The 14,710-nt window shown below is 62.8% G+C and carries 15 protein-coding genes; 5 read left to right on the top strand and 10 right to left on the bottom strand.

Features of this window, described 5'->3' with window-relative positions; translation table 11 throughout:
• Positions 1–16 precede the first annotated feature (16 nt).
• Genes M3465_RS06955 through M3465_RS06935 form a run of 5 tightly spaced genes read right to left on the bottom strand, consistent with a single transcriptional unit; the run spans position 17 to position 3,324 of the window.
• On the bottom strand, positions 17–886 hold the full coding sequence (locus M3465_RS06955) for a polyprenyl synthetase family protein (protein ID WP_249501015.1): 870 nt from the start codon (positions 884–886) through the stop codon (positions 17–19).
• Positions 887–895: 9 nt separating this feature from the next.
• Positions 896–1,138: an exodeoxyribonuclease VII small subunit gene (locus tag M3465_RS06950; protein ID WP_249501014.1), complete on the bottom strand. Its 243-nt coding sequence runs from the start codon at positions 1,136–1,138 to the stop codon at positions 896–898.
• Entirely contained in the window at positions 1,135–2,061 is a 927-nt protein-coding gene (locus tag M3465_RS06945; RefSeq protein WP_249501013.1) for a histone deacetylase family protein, read from the bottom strand. The genes M3465_RS06950 and M3465_RS06945 overlap by 4 nt, the downstream gene beginning before the upstream one ends.
• Positions 2,062–2,113: 52 nt before the next feature.
• Complete coding sequence (locus M3465_RS06940) at positions 2,114–2,815, bottom strand: response regulator (protein ID WP_249501012.1); 702 nt, start codon at positions 2,813–2,815, stop codon at positions 2,114–2,116.
• On the bottom strand, positions 2,815–3,324 hold the full coding sequence (locus M3465_RS06935) for a MarR family winged helix-turn-helix transcriptional regulator (RefSeq protein ID WP_249501011.1): 510 nt from the start codon (positions 3,322–3,324) through the stop codon (positions 2,815–2,817). The genes M3465_RS06940 and M3465_RS06935 overlap by 1 nt, the downstream gene beginning before the upstream one ends.
• A gap of 159 nt (positions 3,325–3,483) precedes the next feature.
• On the opposite strand from M3465_RS06935, the gene M3465_RS06930 reads away from it, so the two are divergent.
• On the top strand, positions 3,484–4,353 hold the full coding sequence (locus tag M3465_RS06930; RefSeq protein ID WP_249501010.1) for a branched-chain amino acid aminotransferase: 870 nt from the start codon (positions 3,484–3,486) through the stop codon (positions 4,351–4,353).
• Between the two features lie 119 nt (positions 4,354–4,472).
• Here M3465_RS06930 and M3465_RS06925 read toward each other — a convergent pair whose 3' ends face one another.
• From M3465_RS06925 to M3465_RS06905, 5 genes are all read right to left on the bottom strand, one after another.
• Positions 4,473–5,663, bottom strand: a complete 1,191-nt coding sequence (locus M3465_RS06925) for an ABC transporter permease (protein WP_249501009.1) — start codon at positions 5,661–5,663, stop codon at positions 4,473–4,475.
• 3 nt (positions 5,664–5,666) lie between these two features.
• Positions 5,667–7,379, bottom strand: coding sequence for an ABC transporter permease (locus M3465_RS06920; RefSeq protein ID WP_249501008.1), 1,713 nt, complete (start codon positions 7,377–7,379; stop codon positions 5,667–5,669).
• A 4-nt stretch (positions 7,380–7,383) separates the two neighbouring features.
• Positions 7,384–7,671, bottom strand: a complete 288-nt coding sequence (locus tag M3465_RS06915) for a DUF1330 domain-containing protein (RefSeq protein WP_249501007.1) — start codon at positions 7,669–7,671, stop codon at positions 7,384–7,386.
• A gap of 78 nt (positions 7,672–7,749) precedes the next feature.
• Positions 7,750–8,856 (bottom strand): extracellular solute-binding protein, encoded by a 1,107-nt coding sequence (locus M3465_RS06910; protein ID WP_249501006.1) that lies wholly within the window; start codon positions 8,854–8,856, stop codon positions 7,750–7,752.
• Between the two features lie 104 nt (positions 8,857–8,960).
• Positions 8,961–10,064 carry an ABC transporter ATP-binding protein gene (locus M3465_RS06905; RefSeq protein ID WP_249501005.1) on the bottom strand — a complete coding sequence of 368 codons (1,104 nt, stop codon included), beginning with the start codon at positions 10,062–10,064 and terminating at the stop codon, positions 8,961–8,963.
• A gap of 346 nt (positions 10,065–10,410) precedes the next feature.
• On the opposite strand from M3465_RS06905, the gene M3465_RS06900 reads away from it, so the two are divergent.
• The 4 genes from M3465_RS06900 to M3465_RS06885 all read left to right on the top strand — a co-directional run bounded on the left by M3465_RS06900 (position 10,411) and on the right by M3465_RS06885 (position 14,666).
• On the top strand, positions 10,411–11,334 hold the full coding sequence (locus M3465_RS06900) for a sulfotransferase family 2 domain-containing protein (protein ID WP_249501004.1): 924 nt from the start codon (positions 10,411–10,413) through the stop codon (positions 11,332–11,334).
• A gap of 114 nt (positions 11,335–11,448) precedes the next feature.
• Positions 11,449–12,108: an ABC transporter ATP-binding protein gene (locus tag M3465_RS06895; RefSeq protein ID WP_249501003.1), complete on the top strand. Its 660-nt coding sequence runs from the start codon at positions 11,449–11,451 to the stop codon at positions 12,106–12,108.
• Complete coding sequence (locus M3465_RS06890; protein ID WP_249501002.1) at positions 12,086–13,663, top strand: KpsE/RkpR family capsule polysaccharide export protein; 1,578 nt, start codon at positions 12,086–12,088, stop codon at positions 13,661–13,663. Before M3465_RS06895 ends, M3465_RS06890 begins: the two co-directional genes overlap by 23 nt.
• Before the next feature lie 82 nt (positions 13,664–13,745).
• On the top strand, positions 13,746–14,666 hold the full coding sequence (locus tag M3465_RS06885) for a manganese-dependent inorganic pyrophosphatase (protein WP_249501001.1): 921 nt from the start codon (positions 13,746–13,748) through the stop codon (positions 14,664–14,666).
• Positions 14,667–14,710 lie beyond the last annotated feature (44 nt).

Here is a 14,710-nt window from a genome sequence, read left to right as displayed (position 1 = left end):
GCGCCTCCGGGTTGCGTCAGGTGTCGCGCGAGATAACGAAGCGCGCGGCGTCATTCAAGTTTCGCGCCCGGTCACCGAAAGGCGACAAGGCATCGCATGCGGCCTCCACAAGTTCGGCGGCGCGCCGCTTTGCGCCATCGAGTCCGAGCAGCGAAACAAAGGTCGCTTTGCCGCGCCCGGCATCCTTGCCCGTGGCCTTGCCAATGGTAGCGGCATCGCCCTCGACGTCCAGAATGTCATCGGCAATCTGGAATGCAAGGCCCAGCGCCTCGGCGTATCGCCTCATCGGCGCTTCGTCCGCGCTGGCGAGCCGCGCCCCTGCCTCCGCAGACCAGACGATGAGCGCACCGGTCTTGCCCGCCTGAAGCTCGGTGATCCGCTCCAGCGTCAGCGGCGCTTCGGCCGCCTCCGCCTCGATATCGAGCGCCTGGCCCATCACCATGCCAGACCGCCCAGCCGCGCGCGCAAGGCTCAACGCCAGATCGGCGCGCACCGCCGGATCGTCATGGCAGGCCGGGTTCAACACAAGCTCGAAGCCCAGCGCCTGCAGCGCGTCACCAACGAGAACCGCCGTGCCCTCATCCCAGCGGCGATGTACCGTCGGCATCCCGCGGCGCAGATCGTCATCGTCCATGCAAGGCAGATCGTCATGCACGAGGCTATAGGCATGGAGCGCCTCGATCGCGGCCGCCGGCCAAAGCGCACGTTCCGAAGCGACCCCGTGAAGCCGCGCGGATTCCAGCACCAGAAACCCGCGCAACCGCTTGCCCCCCGACAGCGCATAACGCAGCGCGTGCTGCAACGGAATGTCTGGCCCGCCCGCCAAGAGAGGCGCGAGATGCGCGCCGATCAACTCGGCATCGCGGCGCAGAAGATCGGCGAACATCGCGTCAGATCACTGCGGATCGACAGGCTGCGTTCCGGTCGGCTGTCCGCCCGCATCAAGAGTGATCGCGGCAACCTTTTCCTGCGCCTCGTTCAGCTTGGCCTCGCAGCGCTTCTTGAGCGCCGCGCCGCGCTCGTAAAGCGCGATGGACTGCTCCAGCGCCACGTCGCCCCGCTCCAGCTGACCCACGACCTTTTCAAGCTCGGCCATCGCCGCTTCAAAGCTCATGTCCTCAACAGGTGTATCGCTCATCTGCCCGCCTCCATCAGTTCCTCGACATGCGCCCGCGCGCTGTCCGCCAGCGAGGCCAAATCATACCCGCCCTCCAAAGTCGAGACGACGCGCCCGCCGCACAGCTCGCCAGCCAGACCGCACAGCTCGCGCGTCAGCAAGCGAAAATCCTCCGTGCTCCAACGCAGCTGTGCAAGCGGGTCGTCCTGATGCGCATCGAACCCCGCCGACAGGAGCAACAGCTCCGGTGCGAACTCGCGAAGCCGCGGAAACACCTGCGCCTCATAGACGGCCCGCATCTCCGCCCCGCCGGTGCCGGGCGCCAGCGGGATATTGAGCACATTGTCATGCGCCCCCCGCTCGGACGGATCGCCGGTGCCGGGCCAAAGCGGCATCTGCTGGCTTGTGATCGTCAGCGCCCGCGCCTCGTTCCACAGCAGATCCTGCGTGCCATTGCCGTGATGCACATCGAAATCCACCACCGCGACGCGCGACAGCCCATGCGCCTCCAGCGCATGCTTCGCGCCGATGGCGACATTGCCGAAGAGGCAAAACCCCATGGGCGTGTCCGTTTCGGCATGATGACCCGGCGGCCTTATGGCGCAAAAGGCGTTCGGCGCCTTGCCGCCCAGCACCATATCCACCGCGCGCACGACCGCGCCCGCCGCACGGGATGCCGCGCGCCACGATCCCGGCGACAGCCAGGTATCCGCATCCAGTTGCCGCTGCCCGGTCTCGGGAACCGCCGCCCTGACCCGGTCGATATAGGCCTGCGGATGACAATGGCGCAGATGAGCCTCTTTCACCTCCGGCGCGGTCTCGCGCCGCAGTTCCAACCCTTCCAGCGCGTGCAACACATGCTCCAGCCGCGCCACCCGTTCCGGATGACCATCGGGCGTGACATGATCGAGACACTCGGCATGTGTCAGCAAAGCGGTCGCCATGGGGTCTCCCCTTGTTTCTTCTCATTCCGAATACTCAAGAAACCCCCACGCCTCAATCGGGCGCAAGCATATATCCGGCGCCGCGCACCGTTTGCAGGTATCGCGGCTGCCTGGGATTGTCCTCGAGCTTGCGGCGCAGCCGCGTGATCTGCACATCGACCGCCCGCTCCTGGCTCTGCCCGCGATCCCGGCCAAGCTCCTCGACCAGTTGCGCGCGGCTCAAGGGCTCGCCGGCGCGGGCGGCAAACACCTTCATCAGCTGGATCTCGGTCGAGGTGAGCCGCACCAGCGTGTCGCCCCGCCACATCTCGCCGCGTTCGGTATCGTAGCGGATCGGCCCAAGCGTCAGATATTTCGGCGCACCATCGGCCGCGGCCTGTTCGGGCATCCGCCGCAGGATCGCGTTGATCCTGAGCAGCAGTTCCTTTGGCTCGAAGGGCTTGGCGAGGTAGTCGTCGGCCCCCGCCTCCAGCCCCGCGATGCGGTCCTCTGTCTCGGCCCGCGCGGTGAGCAGCAGGATCGGCGTGCTAGAGCCTTGGCGGATGGCCCGTGTCAGGCTGATCCCGTCTTCGCCCGGCATCATCACATCGAGCACGATCAGGTCGAAATCCAGCCCCGCAAGGATACGCCGCGCATGCGCCGCATCACGCGCCGCGCTGACCAGAAAGCCGTTGCGTATGAGGAACTTCTGCAACAGCCCGCGAATGCGTTCGTCGTCATCGACGATCAGAAGGTGAGCGTCGGGATCGGCCATCAGCGCCCGTCCCGCAATGCGAGATAGGCTGCGCGCATATCGTCATCCATCATCGCCTCCAGCACCGTCTTGAAGCCTGCAACGGCCTCCGGCCCGGCCTTGCGATAGGCATCGCGCATCCGCATCCGCTGCGCATCCGAAAGCTCTCGTTCCAGCGCCTGGCCTGCCTCCGTCAGTGTCAGATGCCGCTCGCGCTTGTCGCTGCGCCCGACATGGCTCTCGACCAGCCCGTCCTCGATCAACGTGCGCAGCACGCGGTTGAGCGATTGCTTGGTCACGCCCAGGATGATCAACAGGTTGTTGACCGTCGTGCCCGGCGCGCATTGGATGAAATGCAACGCGCGGTGATGGGCGCGGCCATAGGACATGCCTTCGAGGATGCGGTCGGGATCGGCGGTAAAGCCGCGATAGGCGAAGAACATCGCCTCGATTCCCTGGCGGAGCTGCTCATCGGTCAGGTAGAGCAGCGCTTCGCCCGATCGGTGCGCCGTGCCTTGCGCCTCAGTCATGCTCGCCTCCAGAGGTCTTTTCGTTGCGGTCCAATTTATGTCAGTCTTGTTGACATTCCAAGGCTCGAATGGTAGCGAATCCCAGTTTCTGCGCAACATTATGTCCGCTTCGGCCCTAATACGCGCAATTTTCTCGAAAGCCACGCAAGGAGCGAGACGATGGCAGGCGCTTACGATGATCGTGACGGAAAGATCTGGATGGATGGCCAATTGGTCGAGTGGCGCGATGCCAAGGTCCATATCCTGACCCATGCGCTGCATTACGCGAGCTCCGTATTCGAGGGCGAGCGCGCCTATGGCGGCAAGATTTTCAAATCGCGCGACCATTCGGAGCGGCTGCGCAAATCGGCTGAACTGATTGATTTCGAGATCCCCTACACCGTGGACGAGATCGAGGCCGCCAAGGCCGCGACGCTGGAGGCGAACGGCCAGAAGGACGCCTATGTCCGCGCGCTCGCGTGGCGCGGGGCCGGTGAGGATATGGGCGTCGCCTCGGCGCGCAATCCCGTGCGCATGGCGGTCGCCACTTGGGAATGGGGCGCCTATTATGGCGATGCCAAGATGAAGGGGGCGAAGCTCGACATTTCCAAATGGAAGCGGCCCAGCCCCGAAACGATCCCGAGCCAGGCCAAGGCGGCCGGGCTTTACATGATCTGCACCATGTCCAAGCACGCGGCCGAGGCCAAGGGCTGCTCGGACGCGATGATGTTCGACTATCGCGGCTATGTCGCCGAAGCGACGGGGGCCAACATGTTCTTCGTCAAGGATGGCGAGGTGCATACGCCCAAGGCCGATTGCTTCCTGAACGGCATCACGCGGCAGACCGTGATCGACATGCTTGGCCAGAAGGGCGTCGCCGTGCATGAGCGGCATATCATGCCCGAGGAGCTAGAGGGTTTCGAGCAGTGCTGGCTGACCGGCACTGCCGCCGAGGTCACGCCTGTCGGCCAGATCGGTGACTACAATTTCGAAGTCGGCGCGCTGACCCGCGATATCGCAGAAAGCTACGAAAAGCTTGTGCGCAGCTAAACGCCCGAAAATGGCCAGGCAAAATGGAAAGGCCCTGCATTCAGGTGCAGGGCCTTCCCCATTTCCACGTCCAAGAGCCTTCGAAGGCTCTTGCAAGCGTTTTCGAAAACGCTTGCGTCCTAACTCGGCGACATCCCCCTGAGCCGTTCGGAGCGCCGCCGCAACATCTCCACCGTGGTCAGCAGGCAGATGGAAATGCCGACAAGGATCGTCGCCGCCGCCAGAATCGTCGGCGAAATCTGCTCGCGCAGGCCGGTGAACATCTGCCACGGCAAGGTTTGCAATTCCGCCGAGCCGATGAACAGCACCACGACGACCTCATCGAAGGAGGTGATGAAAGCGAAAAGACCCCCCGAGATCACTCCAGGCAGGATCAGCGGCATCTGCACCTTGAAGAACGTGCGGATCGGATCGGCACCCATATTCGCCGCAGCGCGGGTCAGCGACCTGTCGAAACCCACCAACGTTGCCGTGACGGTGATGATGACGAAGGGAATCCCGAGCACCGCATGGGCCAGCACGATGCCCCAATATGTGCCGACGATGCCGATCTTGGAGTAGAAGAAATACATCCCTGTCGCCGAAATGATCAGCGGCACGATCATCGGCGAGATCAGAATCGCCATGATCGCGCGCTTCCCCGGCACGTGGCTCTGGCTCAGGCCGATGGCGGCCAGCGTGCCGAGCCCGACCGAGATCAGCGTCGCCACCGGGGCAACCATCAGCGAATTCTTGACCGCGTTGGTCCATTCCGGGTTGGTCAGGAAATCCCGGTAATGCTTGAGTGAATAGGCCTCGGGATCGAAGCGCAGCATCCCCGGCGTGAAGGTGAAGAAGTTCTCGGCGTTGAAGGACAGCGGCATCACCACGAGGATCGGCGTGATCAGGAAGATGAAGATCGCGCCGCAGATGACGCGGAAACTGTAGTGCCAGAGCACCTGCCCGCCGGTCAGGTAGGGCACCAGATGCGCGCGGTATCGCCCCATGCCGATCCAATAGGCGAACCAGCCGAAGAACCAGCCGAAGAGTGCGCCGAGGATGAGCCCCGGCACCGACCCCAGCAAAAGCCCCGCCACCGCGAAAAGCGCGATCACACCCCAGCGCAACGGTTTTTCCATTCCTGGGCCCAGCACCTCGAGCGCGACGAAGGCCAGCACGGCCATCAGCACTGCACCAGCGACGATCCCGACGAGGCCCGAGCCTTGCGCCGTGCCGATGAACAGCCCGGCGACAGCGCCGGCCGCGGCCAGAACTCCGACGGTGAAACCGATGGGCTTTTTCTCGATCGGCGTGAGTATCGCTTCGGACATGGATCAGCCCCCCAGTTTCACGTTGTCGATGCCCACGATCCGGTCATAGGCCCAGTAGAGGATCAGCACGACCACCAGCAGGATCGAGCCGAGCGCCGCCGCCAGACCCCAGTTGAGCGAGCTGGAGATGTGATAGGCGATCCGGTTCGAGATGAAGATGCCGGAGGTGCCGCCGACAATCTCGGGCGTGATGTAATAGCCGATCGATAGGATGAACACGAGGATCGAGCCAGCGCCGATCCCCGGCACCGATTGCGGGAAATAGACCCGCCAGAAGGCCGTCCAGTTGGTCGCGCCAAGCGATTTCGCGGCGCGGGTATAGGAGACCGGAATGGTCGACATGACCGAGAACATCGGCAGGATCATGAAGGGCAGCAGGATATGCGTCATCGCGACGATGGTGCCGAACTGGTTGTTGATCATCACCAGCCGCCCGTCATCCGACACCATGCCGAGCCAGACGAGCACGTCGTTTATCACCCCTTGCTGCTGCAACATCACCTTCCACGCGCTCGTGCGCACCAGAAGCGAGGTCCAGAAGGGCAGAAGGACGAGGATCATCAGCAGGTTCGCCTTGCCCGAGGGCAGGTTCGACAGAAGATAGGCGATGGGATACCCCAGAAGGATGCAGCTGAACGTGATGACGAGGCTCATGAACAGCGTGCGCCAGAAGAGCAGCCCGTAGATGCGCTCATCCGCATCGCGCAGCGCCGGACCGTCCGCCGTTTTCTGCATGTCGATGGAGTTGAGGAAATATCCCGACGTGTAGGCGGGGCTATACATCTTGATGGTCTGCCATATCTCGGGCTCCACCCAGTCCTCATCGACCTCAGCAAAGGCATCGCGGAAGGCGACGGTTTCGAAACCGTCACTCTCCACGAGAGCGTCAGCCGCCTGCAGCATGTCGGCGCGCGGGCCGGAATAGCCGGAAAGGTCGGTGGCCGAGAGATCCTGGTAAAGCGCCGTGTGAACGGCCGACCACGGCTCTTCCTCGAGCGGGCTGTCGCCCTCTTCGACTTGGGTGAACCGGGCGAAGGTCTCGTAAGCCTCGCTGGTGCGCGGCAGGATTTCGGCGATCCCCTCACGCAGCTCGAAGCGCGGCATCCGGCCTTCCGGCGCGGCGTCCCATGCCGCCTGCTCGGTCACCCATTCGGGATCGGCCATGATCTCGACCCAGGGGCCGGCCTCGTCCCAGCCCTCATTCAAAGCCTCGAACTGATCCTGATAAAGCTCTCCGACATCGTCGAGCCCGCGCCCGGATTTGCGGAAAAGCGAGGATGCGCCCGACATCTCGTAATTCAGGCGCGAGCCGAGCCGTGTGTGGATCTTGCGCTCGGCTGCATAGAAAATATCGTAATAGGCCGCTTCGAACACCTCGTCGCGCGGCAATTCGGTGGAGGCCGCATCATAGTCGCGCAGCGCGACAACCGTGCGCGGCAGCGTGTCCTTGACGATCTGGTTCTCGACCGAGCGGAAAAGCATATCGCCGATGGGCGCAATGAAGCTGACGAGAACGAAGATGAGAAGCGGCGCGATCAGCGCCAGCGCACGCAGCTTCTGCGCCCGAAGCGCACGGGCCAGGGACCGCTTGAGCGGCGTGCCATCGGCGGCGAGCACCGGCCCGTCGGCTCGGGCATCGGCCCGATCGGCATTGCGCAGCGCATTGTCTGGCGTCGTTCCGATGATCTTGTCGGGATCGGTCGCTGGATGGCTCATGTCGTCAGGTGCCTTCGACTAGAATGATCGTGCTGGTGGCGGTGCGGCGGCGAATCTCGGCGACTTCCTGATAGGCCGGGTCGTGATAGGCCCGCTTCGCGGCTTCGAAATCGTCGAACTCGATCACGACATGTCGCCGCTCCGATTGCCCCTCGACTGTTTCGGACGCTCCGCCGCGCACGATGAACCGCCCGCCATGGCCTTCGAGGATCGGCGTATCACGCTCCACATATTCCCGGTAGGCCTCGGGATCGTTCACGGTGATATGACCGATGATATAGCCTTTGGGCATTAATTTCCGTCCCTTCGGGAAACGGGACAGGCCGTCGGCCTGCCCCAGCGCAGGGCGGGTTGCCCCGCCCCGGCGAGATTATTGCGCGAGCCAGGACTGGAACTTGGCGTCCAGATCATCGCGGTTGTCAGCCCACCATTCGTAGTCATAGAGGTGAACATTCGTCGCATTGGCCGGATCGGTCGGCATATGCGGTGCCATGTCGATACCGAGCTCGGCATGCTGGCCGACCAGCGGCGCGGAGGAATTGCGCGCCGGACCGTAGGAGATGTACTTCGCCTGATCGGCAAGACGCTGCGTATCGGTGGCGAATTTCAGGAAATCCAGCACCCGCGCCAGACGATCTTCCGGCAGACCTTCGGGGATGATCCAGCCGTCGAGATCGAAGGACTGCATGTCCCAGAGCATATCGATCGGCTGATCCTGCTCCGCGATGGCCGAGAAGAGGCGACCGTTGAAGGTCGAGCCCATGACGACCTCGCCATCGGCGAGAAGCTGCGGCGTTTCCGCGCCGGCGGTCCACCAGACGACCTGATCCTTGATCGTGTCGAGCTTGGCGAGTGCGCGATCGACACCCTCGTCGGTGCCCAGAACGTCGTAGATCTCGTCCTTCTCGACGCCGTCGCAGTAGAGCGCCCATTCCATGTTGTCGATCGGCCGCTTCTGCAGCGCGCGCTTGCCCGGATAGGTTTCCAGATCGAACACATCGCACACGGAGGATGGCGGGGTGTCGCCCACCATGTCGGTGCGGTAGCCGAAGGTGGTCGAATAGACGATCTGCGGCACGAAACAGTCATTGATCAGCAGGTCGCCGAAATCTTCTTCGGGCGTCGAGCCGTCATCGCCCTCGGCCAGAACCTCGTTGAAATCCAGCTCCATCGCCAGACCTTCGTCGCACAGGCGCAGCGCGTCGGAGGCCACGACATCGACCAGATCCCAGGTGATGTTGCCCGCCTCGTTCATCGCACGCAGCTTGGCCACAGCCTCGGCAGAGCTTTCATCCCAGGACGCGCTGACCTCGGGATGCTCTTCGAGATAGGGCTGAAGATAGGCCTTGTTCTGGCTTTCCTGATACGCGCCGCCCCAGCTGACGAGCGTCATGTCATCGGCCATGTCCTGCGCGTGTGCCGCAACGGCAGCAGCGGTCAGGGCGCTCGTCGCCAGTAGAGTTGTAGACAGTTTCATTCGTGGTCTCCCTTTGCAATCCGGTTATGTCGAAGGATGCGGTGCGCCGGATCGAACATTCCGCATCTGACTGAAGGCGCCGGCCTCCCACTGGCGCCGCGCCGCTAGCCCGCGTCGAGCGCGCGGCAATCCTCGGGCAGCCAGCCGATCTCGATCTGCGCGCCCGGTTCGAGCCGCACCTGATCGGGGGCGTTGCGCGTCTTGATGACGAAATCATCGTTCCCCGCCACGCTGAGCCGCGTGCGGAAAATGTCGCCCATGTAAATGAATTCCAGCACTTCCGCCTTGAGCGTATGCACGCCTTCCTGCAGGCGGCTCTTGTCGAACTCGACCCTTTCGGGCCGGATCGAAACACGAGTGCGCTCGCCCGGTTTGGACACGTTGACCGGCAAGGCGTCAATCAATTCGCCGTCATCCAGCTCGACCAGACAGCGATTGCCGCCGATCTCGCGCACGGTGCCTTCGAGCGTGTTGTTCTCGCCGATGAACTGCGCGACGAAGCTGTTTTGCGGCGCCTCGTAAAGCTCATCGGGCGGGGCAAGCTGCTGGATACGGCCGTCATCGAACACCGCGACGCGGTCCGACATCGTCAACGCTTCGGTCTGGTCGTGCGTCACGTAGACCACGGTGATGCCCAGACGGTGCGCCAGATGCGTGATCTCGAACTGCATCTTCTCGCGCAACTGCTTGTCGAGCGCGCCGAGCGGCTCATCCATCAGCACCAGCTCCGGCTCGAACACCAACGCGCGCGCCAGCGCGATACGCTGCTGCTGACCGCCCGAAAGCTGCGCCGGGCGGCGGCCGCCGAAATCGCCCATCTCCACCATGTCGAGCGCGCGGCGCACCTTCGCCTCGCGGTCGGATTTGCCGATCTTGCGCACCTCCAGCGGGAAGCTGAGATTTTCGGCAATCGTCATATGCGGAAACAGCGCGTAGTTCTGGAACACCATGCCGATGCCGCGCTTGTGCGGCGGGATGTTGTTGATCGGCCGGCCATCGAGGCGGATGTCGCCATGCGTCGCCGTTTCGAACCCGGCGAGCATCATCAGGCAGGTCGTCTTGCCCGATCCAGACGGCCCGAGCATCGTCAGAAATTCGCCCTTGGGCATGGTGAGGTTCAAATCTTTGACGACGAGCTGCACGCCGTCATAGCTTTTTTGCACCCGTTCAAATTCAACGAACGCGTCATTGTGTGACGAGTCTGGCAAAAATGCCCTCCCTGTTTATGGCCGCGGATTGTTTCCGCGTTCTTTTATGTCGTGACTAAACCGCTTTGCGATACATAATGCAACAAGGTTGCTGAAGTTTTGCAAGCAGCGACATAGGAGGCCGAGTATTTCCATGCCGCCGCCGTTCAGGCACCGCAAACCGTCCTCGTTAGCGCTAAAAACGACATTGTGTCGCTTTGTGCGCATTTCGGCGGTTTTTCACACGCCATTCGGCCTTCTCCGGCCTGTAATCGCAATCGGACTGGCGGATTCTTCTCAAACGGATCGAATTGCGGTAGTTACGGCGCATGCCTGAAAAAGCAGGCGTTTGGCGAAAGGACGGTCGATGGGAAATTCTCTCTTGGTCAGACTGCGCCGCTCCTTTGCCCCTTCGGCGCAGATGGCCGAGCCCAACACGCCCGCCGGCCCTCAACCCGTCAAACCCCGGCTGACCCGCCGAAAACGTGAGGGGCATTGCCCATTGTCGGTATCGCGCAAGCGCTCTCCGACCAGTCAGGCAATGATCGTCGATACGTTGAAGCTGATTTATCAGCCGGTGGCCAAGAACGCCTGTTCTTCGACCAAGCGGCTGGTCGCCGAGTTGGGCGGTCTGACCGATGACAAGGACGAGGGCATCCATCACATCCTCGATAGCCGCAACACCGGGCTGCAGTTCAAGGACCGTTCCGACGAAGAAATCCGGGCGGCACTGACGGGCGATGGCTGGATGCGGTTCGTGATCTTTCGCCACCCGCTTGATCGTCTGGTCAGTGCCTATGTCGAGAAATTCGTCGTCAATCGCACGCGCGAGAACCAGCGCCAGACCATAGATGAGGTGCTGTGCGCCATTTTCGGCAAGCCTGAACTGAACGAAGAGGATTACGCGCACGGCATCACATTCCGCGAATTCGCGGAATACATCCTGTCCGAAGAGCCGCAGACCCTGAACAGTCACTGGCAGCCACAGGTCTTCTACATGGGCCATATTCCCTTCACTCATATCTACGACGTCCGCGCGCTCGACCGTCTGGCGGAGGATCTGGGCGCGCATATCGGATCGGAAATCACACTGCCGCACATCAACGCCTCGCGCAGTGCAGAGCGCGAGCACCTTTCCATCGCGGCCGATCTGCTGCCCGGCGATCTGGACAATGCGCCGACGCTCGATCTGAACAGTTACCTGCCATACGACCTTCGGGGGCGGCTTGAGGAGTATTACGCCGCCGATCTGTCAATTCACCGGCAAGTCAGGCAAACGATCCGGCACTGATCCATCAACAGTATCCGGAATTTGCTACGGATTGGTCACAATCCAGTCAAAATCAAAATCTAAACCCTTTGGAAACAATCCCGTGCGATGCCTGTACGGAGATAAAGGGGCGACATGCTGGAATTCGACAATGTCAGCAAATCATTCTGGACCGGCTCGCACCGAAAGGTGATCCTCGACCGGGCCTCCTTTCGCGTGGAACCGGGTCAATCGCTCGGCATCCTCGCGCCGAACGGCACTGGCAAGACGACCCTTATCAAGATGATGGCGGGGCTGGAAAAACCCGACGAGGGCGAGATTCGCAAGACAAGCCGGGTCTCCTTTCCCCTCGGCTTCATGGGCGGCGTCGTGACCAAGCATACCGCGATGGAAAACTCGCGCTTCATCGCCCGGCTCTACGGGCTCGATCCCGACTATGTGGAGGCGTATTGCCGCTGGCTGTGCGATCTGGGGGAATATTTCGATCAGCCGCTCGGCACCTATTCCTCGGGCATGCGCGCGCGGTTCACCTTCGCGCTGATGCTCGCGCTGGATTTCGATATCTACCTCGTCGATGAGGGGATGCCGACCTACACGGACGTCAATTTCAACCGCAAGGCCGGCGATATCCTGGCCGAACGCCTGCGCACGACGACGATGGTGATCGTCTCTCACCAGCCCGAAACCCTCGCGCGATTCGCCAGCAAGGCCGCCGTCCTGATGGACGGTCAGCTGCATATGTTCGATACCCTGGAAGAAGCGAAACAGCTCTATGACTACGAAACCCAAGGCTAAACGCTTCCGCATCCGGCGCAGCCCCGGCGCGGCCCAGCCCGCCGCCGGCCAGCCGCCCGCCGCAGCGCGCCCGACGCCGGAACGCGTGAGCCGTCCGGTCGATGGCGGCGTCGAACAGGCGATCGAGGCGATCCGCAAGGAAGGGCTGACCGGCCGGCAATTGCGCATGGCACGGCGCATCGCGCACAAGCACGGGCTGACCCCGAACACCGATTTCGAAGCGGTCTACATGCTGCGGCTCAAGGGGATCGACCCGTTCCAGCGCGAAAACGCGCTCGACCTGATGGTGCCGGCGAAAAAGCCGCCAGCCGCCCCCGAGGAGCCGCTGGCGCGGCAGCCGCAACTGCCCCAGACGGTCAAGCCGGCAACCTCCAACCTGCCCGCGACCGACAACCGCAGCCCGTCCGAACGCCGCGCGCAGGAGATCATGGCGATCCAGCAGGACATGGCCCGCCGGCGGAACCTGCGCCTTCGGATGCTGTTCGCCCGGCTCGCGGCCTTCGTCTTTCTGCCAACGGTGATTGCGGGATGGTATTTCTTCACCCTCGCAACACCGATGTATGCAACGAAATCCGAATTCCTCATCCTCAAGGCCGAAACCAGCGGCGGAGGCATGGGCGGGCTGCTTTCCGGCACGCAATTCGCCACCAATCAGGACGCCATCGCCGTTCAAAGCTACCTCACCTCGAAAGATGCGATGCTCAGGCTCGATTCCGATGTCGGGTTCAAGGCGCATTTCTCGCAGGACGATATCGATCCGCTGCGGCGGCTCGATGCCGATGCAACCTCCGAGGAAATGTTCAAGATTTACAAAAAATACGTCCAGATCGGCTACGATCCGACCGAAGGCGTGATCCGCATGGAAGTCGCCGCCGCCGATCCGCAGGTCGCCACCGATTTCTCGCAGGCGCTCATCGGCTATGCCGAGGAACGCGTGGACAACCTGTCAGCCCGCAAGCGCGAGAACGCCGTGAAGGATGCCAGGGTCGGGCTGGAGGAGGCAGAAGCCGCACGCCGCGAGGCGCAGGAAAAGCTGGTGCGCCTGCAACAGCAAAGCACCGTGCTCGACCCGCGCGCGCGCATCGCGGCATTGCAGGCCCGCATCGAAAATGTCGAAACGCAGCTTCAGGAAAAGAACCTGCAGCTTCAGGCCCTGATGGACAACGCCCGCCCCAATCGCAGCCGCGTCGAAGGGGTGGAGGCCGACATTCGCCGCCTCGAGGCGCTCAAGGCGCAGATCGGCGCCGAACTGACAGAGGAAAGCGAGGGCGAAGGATCGCTGGCCGAAACATCGGTGCAAATCCAGCTGGCCGAGGCCGATCTGGCGACGCGCGACATGATGCTCGCCGCCGCGCTCGAACGGCTCGAACAGGCCCGCCGCGATGCCGACAGCCAGGCGCGCTATCTGACCACCTCGGTCTACCCCCTGCCATCTCAGGATCCCAGTTATCCGCGCGCCTTCGAGAACACGCTGCTGACCTTCCTGATCTTCTCGGGCATCTACCTGCTGATCTCGCTCACCGGCTCAATCCTGCGTGAACAGGTCTCGAACTGACCGCGCCCTCGCGGGCGGGTGACAAGCCGCATCGCGCGCCCTATAAGGCGCGCGATTGGCATTTGGCAGGAACGACAAACCTATGACGACCCTTGTTTTCGGACACACCTCCCCCGACACAGACAGCACCGGCAGCCCGATCATCTGGGCGTGGTATCTCAACCAGATCAAGGGCGAGGATGCCAAACCCGCGCTTCTGGGCGAGCCGAACACCGAAGCCGCCTTCGTGCTCGATCACTGGGCGCTCGACAAGCCGCAGATCATCTCCGATGTCGAGGCGGATCAGCCCGTCGTGATCGTCGATACCAACAACCCCGCCGAACTGCCGCCAGCGATCAACAGCGCCGACATTCGCGCCATCATCGATCATCACCGCCTCGTGGGCGGTCTGGAAACACGCAGTCCGCTCGACATTCGCATCGAGCCGGTCGCCTGCACTGCAACGATCATGTATAAGCTGATCGGCGACGACATGGCGCAGGCGCCCCGCGGCATCAAGGGCGCGATGCTCTCCTGCATTCTGTCCGACACGCTCGAATTCCGCTCCCCCACCACGACGCAGGAGGACCGCGCCATCGCGCATGCGCTGGCCGAGGATCTGGGCGTGTCGATCCCCGACTACGCAGCGCAGATGTTCGCCGCGAAATCCGACGTGTCGGCCTTCTCCGAAGCCGAGTTGCTGCGCATGGACAGCAAGGAATTCGAACTGGGAGAGACGACGTTCCGGGTGTCAGTGCTCGAAACCACATCGCCCGATACGGTTCTTGCGCGCAAGGACAGCCTGATCGCCGCCATGCCCGAGGTCGCGCGCGAGGATGGGGTGGATCAAGTCCTGCTCTTCATCGTCGATATCCTGAACGAGGAGGCGACACTGCTGCTGCCGAACGATTTCGTCAAGACGGTGGCCGAAAAGAGCTTTGGCGCCAAAAGCGCCGGCGACACGGTCCTGCTGCCCGGCATCGTCAGCCGCAAGAAGCAGATCATCCCGGCGCTAAAGGTCTGATGCGGCCAAGACGGAAATTCCGGGGGCGCTGGACGGCGCCCCCT

Origin of the sequence: Marivita sp. GX14005 (assembly GCF_023370775.1) — a bacterium.
In the GTDB taxonomy this organism is placed as follows: domain Bacteria; phylum Pseudomonadota; class Alphaproteobacteria; order Rhodobacterales; family Rhodobacteraceae; genus Marivita.
The sequence above is the reverse complement of the archived record's forward strand: the minus strand, read 5'-3'. Positions and strand labels throughout refer to the sequence as shown.

Excerpts from the sequence above, each read along its gene's own strand:
- M3465_RS06915 (WP_249501007.1), bottom strand. The coding sequence starts at position 7,671 with ATGCCCAAAGGCTATATCATCGGTCATATCACCGTGAACGATCCCGAG.
- M3465_RS06885 (WP_249501001.1), top strand. The coding sequence starts at position 13,746 with ATGACGACCCTTGTTTTCGGACACACCTCCCCCGACACAGACAGCACC.
- M3465_RS06950 (WP_249501014.1), bottom strand. The coding sequence starts at position 1,138 with ATGAGCGATACACCTGTTGAGGACATGAGCTTTGAAGCGGCGATGGCC.
- M3465_RS06895 (WP_249501003.1), top strand. The coding sequence starts at position 11,449 with ATGCTGGAATTCGACAATGTCAGCAAATCATTCTGGACCGGCTCGCAC.
- M3465_RS06930 (WP_249501010.1), top strand. The coding sequence starts at position 3,484 with ATGGCAGGCGCTTACGATGATCGTGACGGAAAGATCTGGATGGATGGC.
- M3465_RS06945 (WP_249501013.1), bottom strand. The coding sequence starts at position 2,061 with ATGGCGACCGCTTTGCTGACACATGCCGAGTGTCTCGATCATGTCACG.
- M3465_RS06900 (WP_249501004.1), top strand. The coding sequence starts at position 10,411 with ATGGGAAATTCTCTCTTGGTCAGACTGCGCCGCTCCTTTGCCCCTTCG.
- M3465_RS06955 (WP_249501015.1), bottom strand. The coding sequence starts at position 886 with ATGTTCGCCGATCTTCTGCGCCGCGATGCCGAGTTGATCGGCGCGCAT.
- M3465_RS06890 (WP_249501002.1), top strand. The coding sequence starts at position 12,086 with ATGACTACGAAACCCAAGGCTAAACGCTTCCGCATCCGGCGCAGCCCC.
- M3465_RS06910 (WP_249501006.1), bottom strand. The coding sequence starts at position 8,856 with ATGAAACTGTCTACAACTCTACTGGCGACGAGCGCCCTGACCGCTGCT.
- M3465_RS06920 (WP_249501008.1), bottom strand. The coding sequence starts at position 7,379 with ATGAGCCATCCAGCGACCGATCCCGACAAGATCATCGGAACGACGCCA.
- M3465_RS06940 (WP_249501012.1), bottom strand. The coding sequence starts at position 2,815 with ATGGCCGATCCCGACGCTCACCTTCTGATCGTCGATGACGACGAACGC.
- M3465_RS06935 (WP_249501011.1), bottom strand. The coding sequence starts at position 3,324 with ATGACTGAGGCGCAAGGCACGGCGCACCGATCGGGCGAAGCGCTGCTC.
- M3465_RS06925 (WP_249501009.1), bottom strand. The coding sequence starts at position 5,663 with ATGTCCGAAGCGATACTCACGCCGATCGAGAAAAAGCCCATCGGTTTC.